15 protein-coding genes are annotated in these 15539 nt (G+C 64.1%); 11 read left to right on the plus strand and 4 right to left on the minus strand.

The window, feature by feature from the left end:
* Nucleotides 1-85: 85 nt before the first annotated feature.
* Nucleotides 86-1096 (minus strand): porin, encoded by a 1011-nt coding sequence (locus DL1_RS10425; RefSeq protein WP_038065814.1) that lies wholly within the window; start codon nucleotides 1094-1096, stop codon nucleotides 86-88.
* Between the two features lie 285 nt (nucleotides 1097-1381).
* Here DL1_RS10425 and DL1_RS10430 point away from each other — a divergent pair, with 285 nt between their 5' ends.
* The 5 genes from DL1_RS10430 (at nucleotide 1382) to DL1_RS10450 (ending at nucleotide 7331) form a co-directional block, all read left to right on the plus strand.
* Nucleotides 1382-1933, plus strand: coding sequence for a DUF3576 domain-containing protein (locus tag DL1_RS10430; protein WP_038065817.1), 552 nt, complete (start codon nucleotides 1382-1384; stop codon nucleotides 1931-1933).
* Nucleotides 1934-2085: 152 nt separating this feature from the next.
* Nucleotides 2086-4644, plus strand: a complete 2559-nt coding sequence (gene leuS / locus DL1_RS10435) for a leucine--tRNA ligase (protein WP_038065820.1) — start codon at nucleotides 2086-2088, stop codon at nucleotides 4642-4644.
* On the plus strand, nucleotides 4631-5128 hold the full coding sequence (gene lptE / locus DL1_RS10440; RefSeq protein ID WP_038065822.1) for an LPS assembly lipoprotein LptE: 498 nt from the start codon (nucleotides 4631-4633) through the stop codon (nucleotides 5126-5128). The genes leuS and lptE overlap by 14 nt, the downstream gene beginning before the upstream one ends.
* Nucleotides 5125-6147 carry a DNA polymerase III subunit delta gene (gene holA, locus DL1_RS10445; RefSeq protein WP_038065824.1) on the plus strand — a complete coding sequence of 341 codons (1023 nt, stop codon included), beginning with the start codon at nucleotides 5125-5127 and terminating at the stop codon, nucleotides 6145-6147. The genes lptE and holA overlap by 4 nt, the downstream gene beginning before the upstream one ends.
* A complete protein-coding gene (locus DL1_RS10450; RefSeq protein WP_038065825.1) occupies nucleotides 6144-7331 on the plus strand; it encodes a BaiN/RdsA family NAD(P)/FAD-dependent oxidoreductase in 1188 nt (395 codons plus the stop codon). Before holA ends, DL1_RS10450 begins: the two co-directional genes overlap by 4 nt.
* Here DL1_RS10450 and zapE read toward each other — a convergent pair.
* A complete protein-coding gene (zapE, locus tag DL1_RS10455; RefSeq protein WP_074854778.1) occupies nucleotides 7328-8413 on the minus strand; it encodes a cell division protein ZapE in 1086 nt (361 codons plus the stop codon). The genes DL1_RS10450 and zapE overlap by 4 nt on opposite strands.
* 79 nt (nucleotides 8414-8492) lie before the next feature.
* Between zapE and DL1_RS10460 the strand changes: the two genes are divergently transcribed.
* The 4 genes from DL1_RS10460 (at nucleotide 8493) to lpxK (ending at nucleotide 11901) form a co-directional block, all read left to right on the plus strand.
* Complete coding sequence (locus DL1_RS10460; RefSeq protein ID WP_038065829.1) at nucleotides 8493-9314, plus strand: sugar phosphate isomerase/epimerase family protein; 822 nt, start codon at nucleotides 8493-8495, stop codon at nucleotides 9312-9314.
* Between the two features lie 90 nt (nucleotides 9315-9404).
* Nucleotides 9405-9662 carry a DUF4170 domain-containing protein gene (locus DL1_RS10465; protein ID WP_038065831.1) on the plus strand — a complete coding sequence of 86 codons (258 nt, stop codon included), beginning with the start codon at nucleotides 9405-9407 and terminating at the stop codon, nucleotides 9660-9662.
* 23 nt (nucleotides 9663-9685) lie between these two features.
* Nucleotides 9686-10912: a 3-deoxy-D-manno-octulosonic acid transferase gene (locus DL1_RS10470; protein ID WP_051693481.1), complete on the plus strand. Its 1227-nt coding sequence runs from the start codon at nucleotides 9686-9688 to the stop codon at nucleotides 10910-10912.
* Nucleotides 10912-11901, plus strand: a complete 990-nt coding sequence (lpxK, locus tag DL1_RS10475) for a tetraacyldisaccharide 4'-kinase (protein ID WP_038065833.1) — start codon at nucleotides 10912-10914, stop codon at nucleotides 11899-11901. Before DL1_RS10470 ends, lpxK begins: the two co-directional genes overlap by 1 nt.
* A gap of 68 nt (nucleotides 11902-11969) precedes the next feature.
* On the opposite strand, the gene DL1_RS10480 is transcribed toward lpxK, so the two are convergent.
* Together DL1_RS10480 and DL1_RS10485 are read right to left on the minus strand one after the other, a co-directional pair.
* Nucleotides 11970-12650, minus strand: a complete 681-nt coding sequence (locus DL1_RS10480; RefSeq protein WP_038065835.1) for a DsbA family protein — start codon at nucleotides 12648-12650, stop codon at nucleotides 11970-11972.
* 3 nt (nucleotides 12651-12653) lie between these two features.
* Nucleotides 12654-13199, minus strand: a complete 546-nt coding sequence (locus DL1_RS10485; RefSeq protein WP_038065837.1) for a DUF721 domain-containing protein — start codon at nucleotides 13197-13199, stop codon at nucleotides 12654-12656.
* Between the two features lie 85 nt (nucleotides 13200-13284).
* Here DL1_RS10485 and mutY point away from each other — a divergent pair, with 85 nt between their 5' ends.
* Nucleotides 13285-14337: an A/G-specific adenine glycosylase gene (gene mutY, locus DL1_RS10490; RefSeq protein ID WP_038065839.1), complete on the plus strand. Its 1053-nt coding sequence runs from the start codon at nucleotides 13285-13287 to the stop codon at nucleotides 14335-14337.
* 55 nt (nucleotides 14338-14392) lie between these two features.
* Nucleotides 14393-15535 carry an alkane 1-monooxygenase gene (locus tag DL1_RS10495; protein WP_038065842.1) on the plus strand — a complete coding sequence of 381 codons (1143 nt, stop codon included), beginning with the start codon at nucleotides 14393-14395 and terminating at the stop codon, nucleotides 15533-15535.
* Nucleotides 15536-15539 lie beyond the last annotated feature (4 nt).

Raw genomic sequence — 15539 nt, forward strand, 5'->3', positions numbered from 1 at the left:
TTTGCGCGCAGAAAACACCCTTGGCGCAAAAAAGAAAAGAGCGGGCGCAAGGCCCGCTCTTTCCGTTCGTTCAATCCGGGTTGGATTAGAACGAGAACTTCATGCCGAGGTCGGCTTGGGTGCCGGTGCCGTCGATGTCGCTGTCTGCAACACCGCCAACAACCGAAGCGCCGCCGCCGAGGTCGTATGCAGCGCCGATACCGTAGGTCGTGCCGTCTTGCGACATCGGGCCGTCGAAGCTGTTTTCGATGTGCTGGACGTAGCCCAGAACGGTGGTTGCGCCGAAGACCGAGGTCACGCCCAGGCCGTAGCCTTGGTCGAGCGTGTTAGCTTTGCCGCCTTTGGCGTAGTAAGCTTTGACCGAGGTGTTGCCGAATGCGGCGGTACCGACAAGCTCAGCCTGCGACTTATCTTCCATGCCGTTTGCGCCCGAGATGAACTCGTAGCCAGCGCCGACGGTGTAGTTGCCGAAGGTGTAAGCAGCTGCGATCGCGGCTTCTTGATCAACGCTACCATTCGGGCTTTTTTGACCCTCACGACCGGTGTCTTTGCCGTCCGACATCGAAGCTGCGATCGAGTATGCACCGAAGGTGCCGGTGTACAGAACGTTCGGGCCGGAGTTGTAACCGTCGAACTGGGTGCCGCCGTCATCGCCCGTCAGGTAGGGGATTTCGTTTGCGCCGAGGTTCGGACGGTTTTGACCGAGGTGCATCGCAGCAGCGCCGAAGCCTGCGCCGTCGAGATCGGTGTAGCCAACTTCCGGCAGGTCGCCGAACAGAGCTTCCGAAGCGCCAACGGTGTCACCCATCGAGACTTTACCGAAAGCGCCCGAAATGTAAGCAGCGCCCGCGGCACCGGTCGAGTTTGCAGTGTTTGCCTGGTCAGCACGCAGCGAAGCGCCGAATTCCAGACCACCGTCGGTTTGACCCGACAGCGTGAATTTCACGCGGATCCGGCTGGAGAAGTTCCAGTCCTTAACGCCATCATTGCCGTTATACGCCACACCCATACGGGCCGTACCACCGGTCGAGACTTCAGCGGCGGCAACGCCAGCCGACAGCACCAGAGCGGTCGTCGCGAAGAGAACCTTTTTCATCGTTTTCCCTCATCATCTTAAGGTATTTAAGGTAACCCCCAACTCCGGGGAATCCGAATTGGGTATGACGGTGTTTTCCCCTCAAGCGTTGCTCAATGCAACAAAATGCACTGCCTCTTCGTGAAAGCCGCACGGCATGGTGCAGACATGTCACAGTGTTCTGAGCGGCCAAAATCCACGCCTCGCGCGTTCCAAAACGCCTCGTCCGGAAAAACCTTGTCGGTCTCCGGGCCATAGTCTAGAGACAGAACGAGCAACATTACCGGCCGACGGGGACAGCGCCTCATGAATAGCAGACGCCTTTTGCAAATCACCGCAGTACTTGGCCTGAGCCTCGCGCTGGCTGGATGCGGCAACAGAACTTCCGGTGGAGGCTCCTTCTTCGGCGGCGGCACCGCCAAGCAGAAAGAAGCGAACTCCCTCAGCCACTTGGGTGGGGGCAGCGGCGACAATCAGGCGATTATCGACGGACCTGTGCGCGCCCAGACCAAGCAATCGTCGGTCTGGGATCTGTTTGGCAACAAGAACGACCCCAACATCACGATCGAAGTGAACAAGTATCTCTGGCAGGCCTCGCTGGAAGTGCTCGATTTCCTTCCGATCCAAGAGGTCGACCCGTTCTCTGGCGTGATCGTGACCGGCTACGGCACTCCGCCGGGCGGTGGACGCGCCTATAAGGCCACGGTCTATATCACCGATCCTTCGCTCGATGCGCGCTCGCTCAAGGTGTCGCTCAGCTCGCGCGGCGGTCCGGTCTCAGCCGACACCCAGCGCGCCGTCGAGGATGCGATCCTGACCCGCGCCCGGCAGATTCGCATCCGCGATTCCAAGCTGTAAGCGATACGCCTAACAGAATCGGACACCCCGTTTCCCCGCCCGAGCTAGCCTCCGGCGGGGATATTTATGACCCGAAAGCGGGCCGTGTCTGGACCTTTCCCCTGCGCGCGGTGTAGCAAGCCTGCGCAGAATCCGACGATGAGGGCCTCGATATGTCGCGCTACGAACCGAGCCAGAGCGAAGCGAAATGGCAAACCGCATGGAACGAGGCCGAGCTTTTCGCCGCCCGCCCCGATCCCGCGCGCCCGAAATATTACGTGCTCGAGATGTTCCCCTACCCGTCGGGCCGCATCCATATGGGCCATGTGCGCAACTACACGATGGGCGATGTGGTCGCGCGCTATAAGGCCGCGCAGGGCTATGCGGTGCTGCATCCGATGGGGTGGGATGCGTTCGGCATGCCCGCCGAGAATGCCGCGATGGAACGCGGCGGCCATCCCAAAGACTGGACCTACGGCAATATCGCCGACATGAAGGAGCAGATGCGTCCGCTGGGCTTCTCGCTCGACTGGACCCGCGAATTCGCGACCTGCGATCCTGACTATTACGGCCAGCAGCAATCGATGTTTCTCGACATGCTCAAGGCCGGGCTCGTCTATCGCAAGAATGCGGTGGTGAACTGGGACCCTGTCGACATGACGGTGCTTGCCAATGAGCAGGTGATTGACGGTCGCGGCTGGCGCTCGGGTGCCGAGGTCGAGCGGCGCGAGCTGACGCAGTGGTTCTTCAAGATCTCGGACTATTCCGAAGAGCTGCTGAGCGCGCTGGACGGTCTCAAGGACTGGCCCGAGAAGGTGCGGCTGATGCAGGCCAATTGGATTGGCAAATCGCGCGGCTTGCAATTTGCCTTCTCCACCAAGGACGCACCCGATGGGTTCGAGGCGCTTGAGGTCTATACCACGCGCCCCGACACGCTGCTGGGCGCAAGCTTTGCTGCGATCTCGCCCGATCATCCGCTGGCCAAGCATCTGGAGCGCCACGACCCCGCGATTGCCGAATTCGTTGCGAAATGCCGTGCGGGCGGGACGACCGAAGAAGCGATTGAGACCGCCGAGAAGCTCGGGATGGATACGGGCATCACCGTACGCCACCCGCTGAACACCGAGGTCGAGCTGCCGGTCTGGATCGCGAATTTCATCCTGATGGATTACGGCACCGGCGCGATTTTCGGCTGTCCGGCCCATGACGCGCGCGATTTCGAGTTCGCGACAAAATACGGCCTGCCGATCACCCCGGTCTTCGAGCCGGTCGAGGGCGACTATCCGGCGGCGGAATTCGTGCCGCTGAAATCCGAGCCCGTCCGCTATATCCGCGGCTTCGCAGGCAATGAGATTCAGACCGGCGAAGACGGTGTCGCGTCGGCCATCGCGTTTTGCGAAGAGAACGGCATCGGCCAGGGTGTGACCAAATTCCGCCTGCGCGACTGGGGCCTGTCGCGCCAGCGCTATTGGGGCTGCCCGATTCCGGTCGTGCATTGCGAGAGCTGCGGCGTCGTGCCGGAGAAAAAAGAAAACCTGCCCGTCGCGCTTCCCTATGACGAAGACGGCACGCCGATTGACTTCTCGGTCCCCGGCAATCCGCTCGACCGTCACCCGAGCTGGCGCGATTGTGCCTGCCCGTCCTGCGGAGCGCCCGCCAAACGCGAAACCGACACGATGGACACATTCGTCGATTCTTCGTGGTATTTCACGCGCTTCACGTCGCCCGGTGCGCCCACGCCCACCGATCCCGAGGAAGTCGCCTATTGGATGAATGTCGACCAATATATCGGCGGCATCGAGCATGCGATTCTGCACCTGCTCTATTCGCGCTTCTTTGCCCGCGCGATGCACAAGACCGGCCACCTGCCCGCCGATGCGATTGAGCCCTTCGATGCGCTCTTCACGCAAGGGATGGTGACCCATGAGATCTACCAGACACGCGACGAAAAGGGCCGGGCGGTGTATCACCTGCCCGAGGATGTCGAGGACGGCAAACTGAAGGCCACCGGCGAGGCAATCGAGACGATTCCTTCCGCCAAGATGTCGAAATCCAAGAAGAACGTGGTCGATCCGATGAATATCATCGCCCAGTTCGGCGCGGATACCGCGCGATTCTTCGTGATGTCGGACAGCCCGCCCGAGCGCGATGTGGAATGGACGGCTGCGGGAGCCGAGGCCACCTCGAAATTCCTCGCCCGCGTCCACCGGATCGCCGATGAAATCGCGGCCTCTGAGGCCCCGGCGGACCCGGCGCAGGATACAGCGCTGTTGAAGGCCACGCATAAGGCCATCGACGAAGTGACCCGCTCGATCGAGGGGTTTGCCTTCAACAAGGCGGTGGCGACGCTTTACGGGCTGTCGAACACGCTGTCGAAATCGAAGGCGGGGGCCGAGGCCAAACGCGAAGCCATGAAGCTGATGGCGCAGCTGATGGCACCGATGGTTCCCCACCTCGCCGAAGAAATCTGGGCGATGCTGGGCGGGACGGGATTCGTGATCTCCGCACCATGGCCCAAGGCCGATCCGGCGCTGCTGGTCGAAGACACGGTGACGCTTCCGATCCAGATCAACGGCAAGCGCCGCTCGGAACTCTCCGTGCCCAAGGATATGGGCAAGGAAGAGGTTGAAAAGCTGGTGCTGGAAGACGAACATGTGCGCAAGGCGCTCGATGGCGGGCAGCCCAAAAAGCTCATCGTTGTACCGGGGCGGATCGTCAATGTGGTCATCTGACCGAAGATCGTTTTTGCTGCTCGCAGGCACGGCCGCCGCCGTGTCCGCTTGCGGGTTCACGCCAGCCTACGGGCCCAAGGGGGGCGCGGCCACCCTGCTTAACGGGGTCTTGCCCGATGCGCCCGACACGCCCGATGCCTTCGCGCTCGTGCAACAGCTCAAGGCGCGGTTGGGGCCGCCCGAGGCGCCGCGCTATCGGCTAAGCTATAAGATTTCGACCTCGGTTCTGGGTCAGGGCGTTCAGCCCGACAACTCCACGACGCGCTATCAGCTGAGCGGCATGGTCGATTACACCCTGCGCGCGCAAGGCAGCGATGCGATCCTGCTGACGGGCCGGGTCAATTCCTTCACCTCGTGGTCCGCGACCGGCACGGTTGTGGCCACGCAGGCGGCAGAAGACGACGCCCATCGCCGCTTGATGCGCATTCTGGCGGATCAGATCATCACCCGACTTCTCGCCCAAGCCTCGAGCCTGCCGCGATGAAATTGACCGGGGCGGCAGCGGCGCGTTATTTCGCCAAGCCCGATCCTGACCGCACCGGATTGCTGATCTACGGCACCGATGCGATGCGGGTGGCGCTGCGGCGGCAGGAGGTGATTGCCGCTCTGCTGGGTCCGCAGGGCGAAGAAGAGATGCGGCTGAGCCGAATCTCGGGCGCCGATCTGCGCAAGACGCCCTCGCTTTTGCTCGATGCGATCAAGGAGGTCGGGTTTTTCCCGGGGCTCCGCGTCGTCTTTGTCGAGGATGCGACCGACGGGCTGGCAGAGCCGATCACGACCGCGCTCAGCGAATGGCGCGAGGGCGATGCCCGGATCGTGGTCACCGCAGGCTCGCTCACCGCTAAATCCAAGCTGCGCAAAGCTTTCGAGGCGCATTCAAGCGCCTATGCGACGGGGATTTACGACGATCCGCCCTCGCGCGAAGAGATCGAGGACATCCTCAAACGCGCCGGGCTGCGCGATATCGGCTCCGAGGCGATGACGGATCTCGTGGCGCTTTCGCGCGCGCTCGATCCGGGCGATTTCCGCCAGACCATCGAGAAGATCTCGCTCTACAAGTTTCGCGATGAGACCCCGCTCAGCCCCGAGGATGTGGCCGCCTGTGCGCCCTCTTCGGTCGAAGCGGGGGTCGATGACGTGCTTGAGATTGTCGCCGAAGGGCGCGCGCCCGAGCTGGGACCGGTGATGCAACGGCTCGAAAGTCAGGGCATCCAGCCGGTGCAGCTTGCGATCATGGCGCTGCGCCATTTCCGCGCGCTGCATGCCGCGGCCTCCGATCCGGGCGGTCCCGGTGCGGGCATCGCGCGGATGCGCCCGCCGATCTTCGGGCCGCGCCGCGACAAGATGCAACGTCAGGCGCAGGCTTGGGGGATGTTCAAGCTTGAGATCGCGTTGAAAGATCTGGTCGAGGCCGATCTCACGCTGCGCTCGGCCTCGCGCGCGCCGCAGATGGCGGTGATGGAACGCGCGCTGATGCGCCTTGCGATGCTGGCGCGGCGATGAGCACGGCGGTCGTCATTGGCGGCGGTCCGGCAGGGCTGATGGCCGCAGAGCAGCTGGCCCGCGCAGGCGCGCAGGTCACGCTGATCGAGGCCAAGCCGACGCTGGCGCGCAAATTCCTGATGGCTGGAAAATCCGGCTTGAACCTGACCCGCGCAGAGCCGCTGGAGCCGTTTCTGTCGCATTACTCGCATCCGCAGATCGCGCAGATCACCGCCGCATTCGGCCCCCAAGAGGTTCAGAGCTTTGCGAAAGGGCTCGATATTGCGCTGTTCACCGGCTCGACGGCGCGGATCTTTCCCACCGGCATGAAGGCCTCGCCGATGCTGCGGGCGTGGATCGCGCGGCTCACCGGGCTGGGCGTGCAGATCCAGACGCGCTGGCGCTGGCAGGGCTGGGATGCAGAGGCGCTGGCGTTCGACACGCCGGAAGGCCCGGTGACGCTGCGACCCGATGCCTGCGTTGTGGCGCTTGGCGGGGCCAGCTGGCCGCGACTTGGATCGGATGCCGCATGGGTGCCGTGGCTTGCGGAGCGCGGCGTTCAGATCACCCCCTTTGCGCCTGCGAATATGGGTTTCACCGTCGCGTGGTCCGAGCATATGGCGCCGCATCTGGGCCAACCTGTCAAGAATGTCGGGCTAATCACGCCGACGCGCCGGATGCGGGGTGAATTTGTGTTCTCGCAACAGGGGATCGAAGGCGGTGGGATCTATCAAATCGCAGCCGAGCTGCGCGCCGGGGCCATGCTGCACCTTGATCTGGCGCCCGATCTTGATGCCAACGCGCTGGCGCTGCGCCTTGCTGCGACCGCCTCCAAGCAAAGCCTGACGAACCGCCTGCGCAAGGGCGCGCGGCTCGACCCGGTCAAGCTGGCGCTGGCCATGGAATGGGGCCGCCCGCTGCCGCGCGATCCGGGCGATCTGGCGGCCCTGCTCAAGGCGATGCCGGTGCCGCTGCGCGGGCCGCGCCCGCTTGCCGAGGCGATCTCAAGCGCCGGTGGAATCAGCTGGGGCGCTCTGAGCGCCGATCTGGAACTGACTGCGCTTCCGGGGGTCTTCGCTGCGGGAGAGATGCTCGACTGGGAGGCACCGACGGGGGGCTATCTGCTGACCGCCTGCATCGCCTCGGGGCGGCATGCGGGTCAGGCGGCAGCGCGCAGGCTTGGGCTGACACCGGCTGAGGGCTAGGCCTCCGCGCCCCAATCGGCGCCCTGCATTTCGCGCAACCGGCTGGCGGTGCGCTCAAATTCGAACGTCCCTTCGCCTTCGACATAAAGCCGCTCGGGCGTATCGGCGGCCGAGCAAATCAGGCGCACCTTGCCCTCGTAGAGCGCATCGATCAGCGTCACGAACCGCTTGGCCTCGTTGAAATTGGTGGCCGATAGCAGCGGAATATCGTCGATCAGCAACGCGCGCACGGCACCTGCCACGGCGAGATAATCCGCAGGCCCCAGCGGCTTGGCGCAGAGATCCCAAAAGCTCGCGCGCCCGACACCGGCATGAAACTGCGGCAGCTCGACCGAGCGGCCCTTCACCGTCAACACCAGCGCCTCGCCAGAGGCCCCGCCCGTAAGTTCGTCCCAAAGCGCATCCATCTGCGCGCGAGCCTCGCGATTGGCGGGGTGGAAATAGACCTCGTGATCGGACAGGCGGTCCTGCCGATAATCGGTCGGAGAGGCCAATTCGCGCACAGTCAGCGTTTCGCGGATCAGCTCGATGAAAGGCACGAACAGCTGGCGGTTGAGGCCGTTCTTATACAGATCTTCGGGCGGGCGATTCGATGTCGTCACAATCGTCACGCCACGCTCGAACAGAGCCTCAAAGAGCCGCCCCACGATCATCGCGTCGGCGATGTCGGTGATCTGCATCTCATCGAAGCAAAGCAACCGCAGCGATCCCGCCACCGCCTCGGCCACGGGGCGCATCGCATCGAGCGTGTTGGCCCGGCGCGCCGTCTCCAGCTCGCCTTGGATCTCTTGCATGAAGGCGTGGAAATGGACCCGGCGCTTGGCGACATCGGTATGCTCGCAAAACAGATCCATCAGCATCGATTTGCCGCGCCCGACGCCGCCCCAGAAATACAGCCCCTTCACCGGCGCGACGGGTTTGGGCTTGCGCGCAAAGAAGCCTTTCTTCGCCGGGGCGGGCGCGGCCTCAAGCCCGGCGCGGATCTCCTCGAGGATCGGCAATACCTCGCGCTGCGCGGCGTCAGGGGTCAGGGCTCCCTGTGCCACGCGCTCTTCGTAGATCTCGGTCATCGTGCGTCTCATAGCTTTCCGATATAGCGCGCGCCCGGGATTGAAAAGCCCCGGGACTTGCGCAACCATCGCGAAGACCGGGAGGAGAAATATGGCCAAGACTTTGCCGTTGCTGGGCGCCGCGCTGAGCCTCGATATGTTCGCGCATCATCATGACTGGATCTTGGGCGATCAGCGCGATCTGGAGCTGCAGAGCTTTTGCTGGCCCAACACCTCGCAAGCCGAGCTGCAGCAAATGCTCACCCGTGCGCAGGGCCTGCTGGAGGGCCATACCGGGCGGCGTGGATTGCACGGGCCGTTCACCGGCTTTTCGCTCGATTGCGCCGATCCCGAGATCGTCACCGTGATTCAGGACCGGATGCTGCGCACGCTGGAATGCTGCGCGGCGCTGGGGGCGGACCAGATGGTCATTCACTCGCCCTATACAATGTGGAAGGAGAGCGATCTGCAGGCCAATCCGGCGAGCGGTTTCATCCAGATCGAGCGGGTGCGCTTCGTATTGACCCCGGTGATCGCGCGGGCCGAGACGCTGGGGGTGACGCTGGTGATCGAGAATTGCGAAGATCTCAACCCTGCCCTGCGCGTTGAGCTGGCCGCGCGTCTGAAAAGCGAGCGGGTCCGCGTCTCTCTCGATACGGGGCATGCGCAGTTTATGCATCGCAGGCTGGGCGCACCGCCCGTTGACGCCTTTATCGGGGCGGCGGGGGGCGCGCTTGAGCATGTCCATCTGCAAGATGTCGACGGCTATGGCGATCGGCACTGGCACCCGGGAGAAGGCTCGATTGCGTGGCACAGCGTGTTCAAGGCGCTCGGGCGTCTGCCCAAAATGCCCCGGCTGATCCTTGAGGTGAATGACGAGCGTGGTCTGCTCAAGGGCGCACGCCACTTGATTGAGAGCGGGCTTGCGCGCTAGGTGCCAGCCGACAGGGTCGGGGCCCTGCTTGTGAACCCCGGGTGCAAGGCGTAGTCTCTGCACCGCAGAAAAGCGCACAGGAGTATAGCCATGTCCAAACCCAGCCCACAGCGTCTTCACCTCGTCTTCGGCGGTGAGCTTGTAGACCCGACGCGTTCGGAATTCGCCGATGTCTCGAAGATCGACATCGTCGGCATGTATCCCAACTATGCGACCGCCTATGCCGCTTGGAAAGGCGCCGCGCATCGCACCGTGGACGATGCCCATACCCGCTACTTCATCGCCCACCTGCATCGCCTGCGCGACGAAGAGCTGGAAGTCTCGCCCACCGAAGAACTCGGCAACTGATCGATAAAGGGACCGGCGGCGGAATGCGGCATACCCTTCCTGCATGGATCGAACGCCCGCTTTCCGCACTGCGCCCCGCAGGCGCGCGGGCGCGCGCGGCGACCGCCTCGGAGCGACCCGAGGGCGTTCTGCTGTGGATCTGGGATTGCTCGGATGGGGGCGCGCGGGCGGCGCTTGTCGCTCGCCGCGTCTCTGCAAGGCTTCCCGAGCTGCAAATCGCGCTGACCTATTGCACGGATCTCTCGGGACTGACCGAGCTGCCGCCCGAGACGCTCTGTCTGCCCGCCCCCGAGGATCGCCCGGCCTCGGTACGTCTTGTGCTTGATGCATGGCGCCCCGCGATGATCCTGATCTTGGGCAATCGCTTGCCCGCCGCGCTGATCGCAGAGGCCAACCGCCGCGGGATTGCACTGGCGCTGGCCGATGCGCAGTTCGGCACCGGGGTGGATGCGATTTCGGGCGACCGGATGATCAAGCTGCTGGCCCGGTTCGAGCGGATCTATCTGCGCGACGATAGCAGCCGTAGCGCGCTGGAGCGGCGCTTGTCCTCGGTCCCCATCGCGGTCAGTGACGGCGCGCTTTCAGAGCCCGCCGATCCGCTGCCCTGCTCAGAGGCCGAGCGCAGTTCGATGGCCGAGGCGATTGGTGCGCGGCCTGTCTGGCTGGCCACGAGCCTGCCCCGCGCCGAACTGGATATCATCCTCGGCGCACATCGCTACGCCATGCGCCACGCCCATCGCCTGCTTCTGGTTTTGGTGCCCGATGACAGCTCTGAGGGCGCCGACCTCGCACGCGAGCTGAGCGCGCAGGGCTGGGCCGTGGCCTGTCGGTCGCAAGAGAGCGAGCCGCAGGAGACGACCGAGATTTTCGTGGCCGATGATGCGCAGGAATACGGGCTTTGGTACCGCCTTGCGCCGCTCTCCTATATGGGCGGCACGCTCAGCGGCGAGGCGCAGGGGCCGCGCGCGCCCTTCGAGCCGGCAGCGCTTGGCTCTGCGGTCCTGCACGGGCCGCATCTGGGCCCGGCCCGTGCGCAATATATCCGTCTGGAAAACGCCCATGCCTGTCGCGGCATCCGCAGCGCGTCGGATCTGCCCGATGCGCTCGCCGATCTGATCGCACCGGACCGCGCGGCTCATCTGGCGCATAATGCGTGGCTGGTGTCCTCGGGCGGCGCGGGCGCGGTCGAGACCGTCGCGGGCGGCGTCGCGGCCCTCCTTGAAGGCCATATCGCAAACGGACGAACGTGATGGGCGCTCCGCTGTTCTGGTTCAACGCGCCTGAGGCGCCCGGACTGGCCGCGCGGGTTCTGTCGCCGCTGGGCGCGCTCTACGCGCGCGCCACGGCGCGCCGTGTCCGCAAGTCGGGACAGGCGCTGGCGGTCCCGGTCATCTCCGTCGGCAATATCAATGCAGGCGGGACCGGCAAGACGCCCACGGTTATCTGGCTGACCCAACATCTCGCCGCACGCGGGATCACCGCGCATGTGGTCACCCGCGGTTACGGCGGCACGCTGGAGGGCCCCGTGCGCGTCGATGAGCGGCTCCATAGCGCGGCGCAGACTGGGGATGAGCCATTGTTGCTTTCAGCCTTCGCACCGACCTGGGTGGCGCGCGACCGCGCGGCGGGGGCGCAGGCCGCCGTGGCCGCCGGGGCGGAGGCGGTGGTGCTTGACGATGCGCATCAGAACCCGGCGCTGCGCAAAGATCTGTCGCTGGTTGTGGTCGACGCGGTGAAGGGCTTTGGCAACGGGCGCTGCCTGCCTGCCGGACCGCTGCGCGAGCCGGTGGCGCAGGGGCTGAAACGCGCCGATCTTCTGATCTCGATCGGAGAGAATGCTGCGCAGCATTCCTTCGCGCAAACCTGGGGAGACCAGATCACCGTGCCGCATATGACCGGGGCTTTGCGGCCGCTGCAAACCGGTATGGATTGGGGGGGGCTTCCGGTTTTGGCCTTTGCAGGCATAGGCCATCCCGAGAAATTCTTCGCCACGCTGCAGTCGCTCGGCGCGCAAATGCTGCGCAGCGAAGCGCTTGAGGATCATCAGGCATTTTCGCCCCGCCTGCTGACCCGACTTGAGACCGAGGCTACGCTTTTGGGCGCGCAGCTTGTCACCACCGAAAAGGACGCGATGCGGTTGCCGCCCGCCTTCCGCCCCAAGGTGCTGAGCCTGCCGGTGCGGCTTGAGATCCCCGCCCGCGCGCCCCTCGACGCAGCGCTCGCGCGGCTCGGTCTGTAACGCAAAAGGCCGGCCCCGAAGGACCGGCCCTGTCGCTCAGACGCGCAATCTTAGTTGGCCTTCTTGGCTTAGTTGGCCTTCTTGGCCAGTTCGTCGTCGAGAATCTTCTTGAAATCGTCCCAAGCCATGTTGGCGTGTTTCTCGCCATCGATGAGGAATGTCGGCGTGGCATCGATCTTATCGGCGCTGGCATTCTTCTGGTAGGTCGCAACCAGTTGCTCGGCGCGCTTCTCGTCGCTCATGCAGGCATTGACCTGATCTTGGCTCAGCCCAGCCTGCAGGCCGATCTTGCGCAGGTTGTCAGCGATGGTCTGCTGCTTGCCGTCGCCGATCCACTCCTTCTGCTTGTCAAAGAGCATATTCGAGATCGCGTAATATTTGGGATCTCCACCACATTGCGCGATCAGCCCCGCCCAAATCCCGAACTTGTCGAAATAGACTTCCCGCTGGATGAACTTCACCTTGCCGGTGTCGATGTAATCCTTCTTCAGCGTCGGAAATTCGGTCTCATGCCAATGTGCGCAATGCGGACAGGTGAAGGACGCATATTCGATCACGGTGACCGGCGCATCTTCCTGACCCAGCACCACGTCGGGCAAGGTTTGGACGTCTTTCGTATCGGCAGTGGCCTCTTGCGCCTGCGCTGCCGTGATCAGGCTCGCCTCGCTATGCTGGCTGGCATACCAACCACCGGCACCGAGAACACCCGCAACGGCCAAACCGCCTAGGATCGTAAGAGTTTTGCTCATGAATCAGCCTTTCTTCTGCGCGGCCCGTTCCGCGGACCTCGTTAGAACGTTTCTTGCCAGTGTTTCCAGCGCCGATTTTAGCTCGGCATTCGCGCAACCCTCCGTGGTGCGTTCTGCGGCCCGGAGAATTTTCGGGTCGGGAGCCTTGGGGGCGGGTTTCGGCGCTGGGGTGAATTGCGCCTGACCTTCGGCAAAGCCGGTCGGCGCGGTTTGCGTCAGCGAGATGCGCGAAATCGCGTTGTAACCGTAGCAGGCATTCACCTTCTCGCGGATCTGCGGCAGTTGCATCTGAACCATCGGCGCGGCAGGGCCGGTGGTCAGCAAAGTCAGCGTCGCCCCAAGCCCGCCCTTGGAATAGCCGATCTTGACCGGGCGGGTCTGGGCCGCCAGATCCTGCCCGACGACCTCGGCCCAATGGGTCAGCAAACGCGAGACCGCAAAGCCGCGCGCCTCGCCCACTTCGCGAATCCGCGTGCGCAGCAGACCGCCTGCGGTTTCAAAGCCACGCATCCGCCTGTCGGGCTTGCCGTTATGGTGTTTTGCGCGCATTGCAGGCAGGGTTCCTCTTGATCGCGGTCATACTAAGCAGCACATCGGTGCTGGCCAACAGGTGTAAAAGAGGGGAGCATAAAGTTTGCGTGACGGTAAAGGCCCAATCGGCGGAAGCCTGCTGAAATGGTACGATGCCCATGCCCGCGTGATGCCTTGGCGGGTGTCTCCGGCGGATCGTGCAGGCGGCATGCGCCCCGATCCCTACCGGGTCTGGCTCTCCGAGGTGATGCTTCAGCAAACCACCGTGGCCGCCGTGCGCGACTATTTCCATCGCTTCACCGAACGCTGGCCCGATGTCGCAGCGTTAGCGGCGGCCGAGGATGCCGATGTCATGGCGCAATGGGCCGGGCTTGGGTATTACGCACGGGCGCGCAATCTTCTCAAATGCGCCCGCGTCGTGGCCGATGAGCTGAGCGGGCAATTTCCCCAAACCGCCCCCGAGTTGCAAAAGCTGCCCGGGATCGGCCCCTATACCGCAGGCGCCATCGCCGCGATCGCCTTTGACGCGCCGGTGCCTGTCGTGGATGGCAATGTCGAGCGCGTCGTCTCGCGGCTGTTCGCCGTGCAGACGCCGCTGCCCACAGCCAAGCCGGAACTGACCGAGTTGACCGCCCAGATCACCCCGGACCAGCGTCCGGGCGATTTTGCGCAGGCCATGATGGATCTGGGCGCCACGATCTGCACGCCCCGCAATCCCGCCTGCGCGATCTGCCCGCTGATTGGCGCATGTGCGGCGCAAGCGCAGGGCATCGCCGCCGATCTGCCGCGCAAAGCTGCGAAAAAGCCCAAACCCACGCGGCACGGCTTTGCCTATGTCGCGGTGAATGCGGCGGGCGATGTGCTGCTGGAACGCCGGCCCGACAAGGGGCTTTTGGGCGGCACGCTGGGCTTTCCCGGCTCGGACTGGTCAGAGACCCCCAGCCCAGCCCCGCCATTTGAGGCCGATTGGCGTGAAGCCCCCGCCGAGGTGCGCCACACGTTCACGCATTTCCACCTCCACCTGCGCGTGCTCACTGCGCAGGTGGAGGGGAACGATTTCACGGCGCGCGCCCAGTTTGCGCCCGGCGATCTGCCGACCTTGATGCGCAAGGTGTGGGACGCGGCGCAAAGCGCTGATCTGCCGCTGTCTGGATGATTGTGCCGGAGTAATCCCACGCTATCATATCCGTGCGCACAGAATTGAGGCCAGAATGTCAAACCGCGAAGAGTTACGCCGCCCCGGTCACGCCCTCCCGTTCTGGCTTTCGCTTGGCACCGTGCCACTTGTGGTCATCGAGGCGTGGTTCGGGGGCTGGACGCTGATCTTGCTGCCCGCCTATGCGTGGTGGCTGGTGACCATGCTCGACACGCTGCTGGGCCGCAACGAGGATCAGCCCGATACGGAAACCCCCGAGGACGCGCTGGGCTGGTACCGTGCCATCACGCTGATCTGGTGGCCGATTCAGATCGCGGTGATCTACGGCACGATCTGGTGGGTGACACATGGCGCGGATCTCAACGGGTTTGAGATCGTGGCGCTGATGTTCGGCGTGGGCGTGATCTCGGGGACGATCGGGATCGTCTATGCCCATGAGCTGCTCCATCAAAAAAACCGGATGGAGCGCTGGCTGGGTGATCTGTTGCTGGCCAGCGTGCTCTATTCCCATTTCCGCACCGAGCATCTGCTGGTCCATCACTTGTGGGTCGGCACGCCACGCGATGCGGTCTCTGCGCGCTACAATGAAGGGTTTCACCGGTTTTTCTGGCGGGTGATCCGAGAATGTCCCGCCTCGGCATGGCGGGCGGAGCGTTTGAAACTCGCGCGGGCGAAGCGCCCGGTCTGGCACCGCTCGAACCCGTTTTGGCGCTACGGCGCGCTGCAACTGACCGCGCTGGCGCTGGCCTTCGCGATTGGCGGCTGGGCGGGACTGGGACTGTTCGTGCTGCAAGCCATCTTCGCGATCTGGCAGCTTGAGCTGACGAATTACGTCGAGCATTACGGGCTGACGCGCGAATACTTGGGCGAGGGGCGCTACGAGCATGTCCTGCCGCGCCATAGCTGGAATGCCGATCACACCGCATCGAACTGGCTGCTGATCAATCTGCAACGCCATTCGGATCACCATTACAAACCCGACCGGCGCTTCCCGCTTTTGCAGACCTATGATGCCGAGGAGGCGCCGCAACTGCCCTTCGGCTATCCCGGCATGACCGCGCTGGCGATGATCCCACCGCTGTGGCGGCGACGGATGAACCCGCGCGTGCGGGCGTGGCGCAAGCGCTACTACCCGCATATCGAGGATTGGACACCCTATCGCGAGGGCCGCACCCCGATGCCGCGCGGCTCAGTCTGAGCGC

Source organism: Thioclava dalianensis, from assembly GCF_000715505.1.
GTDB classification, from domain to species: domain Bacteria; phylum Pseudomonadota; class Alphaproteobacteria; order Rhodobacterales; family Rhodobacteraceae; genus Thioclava; species Thioclava dalianensis.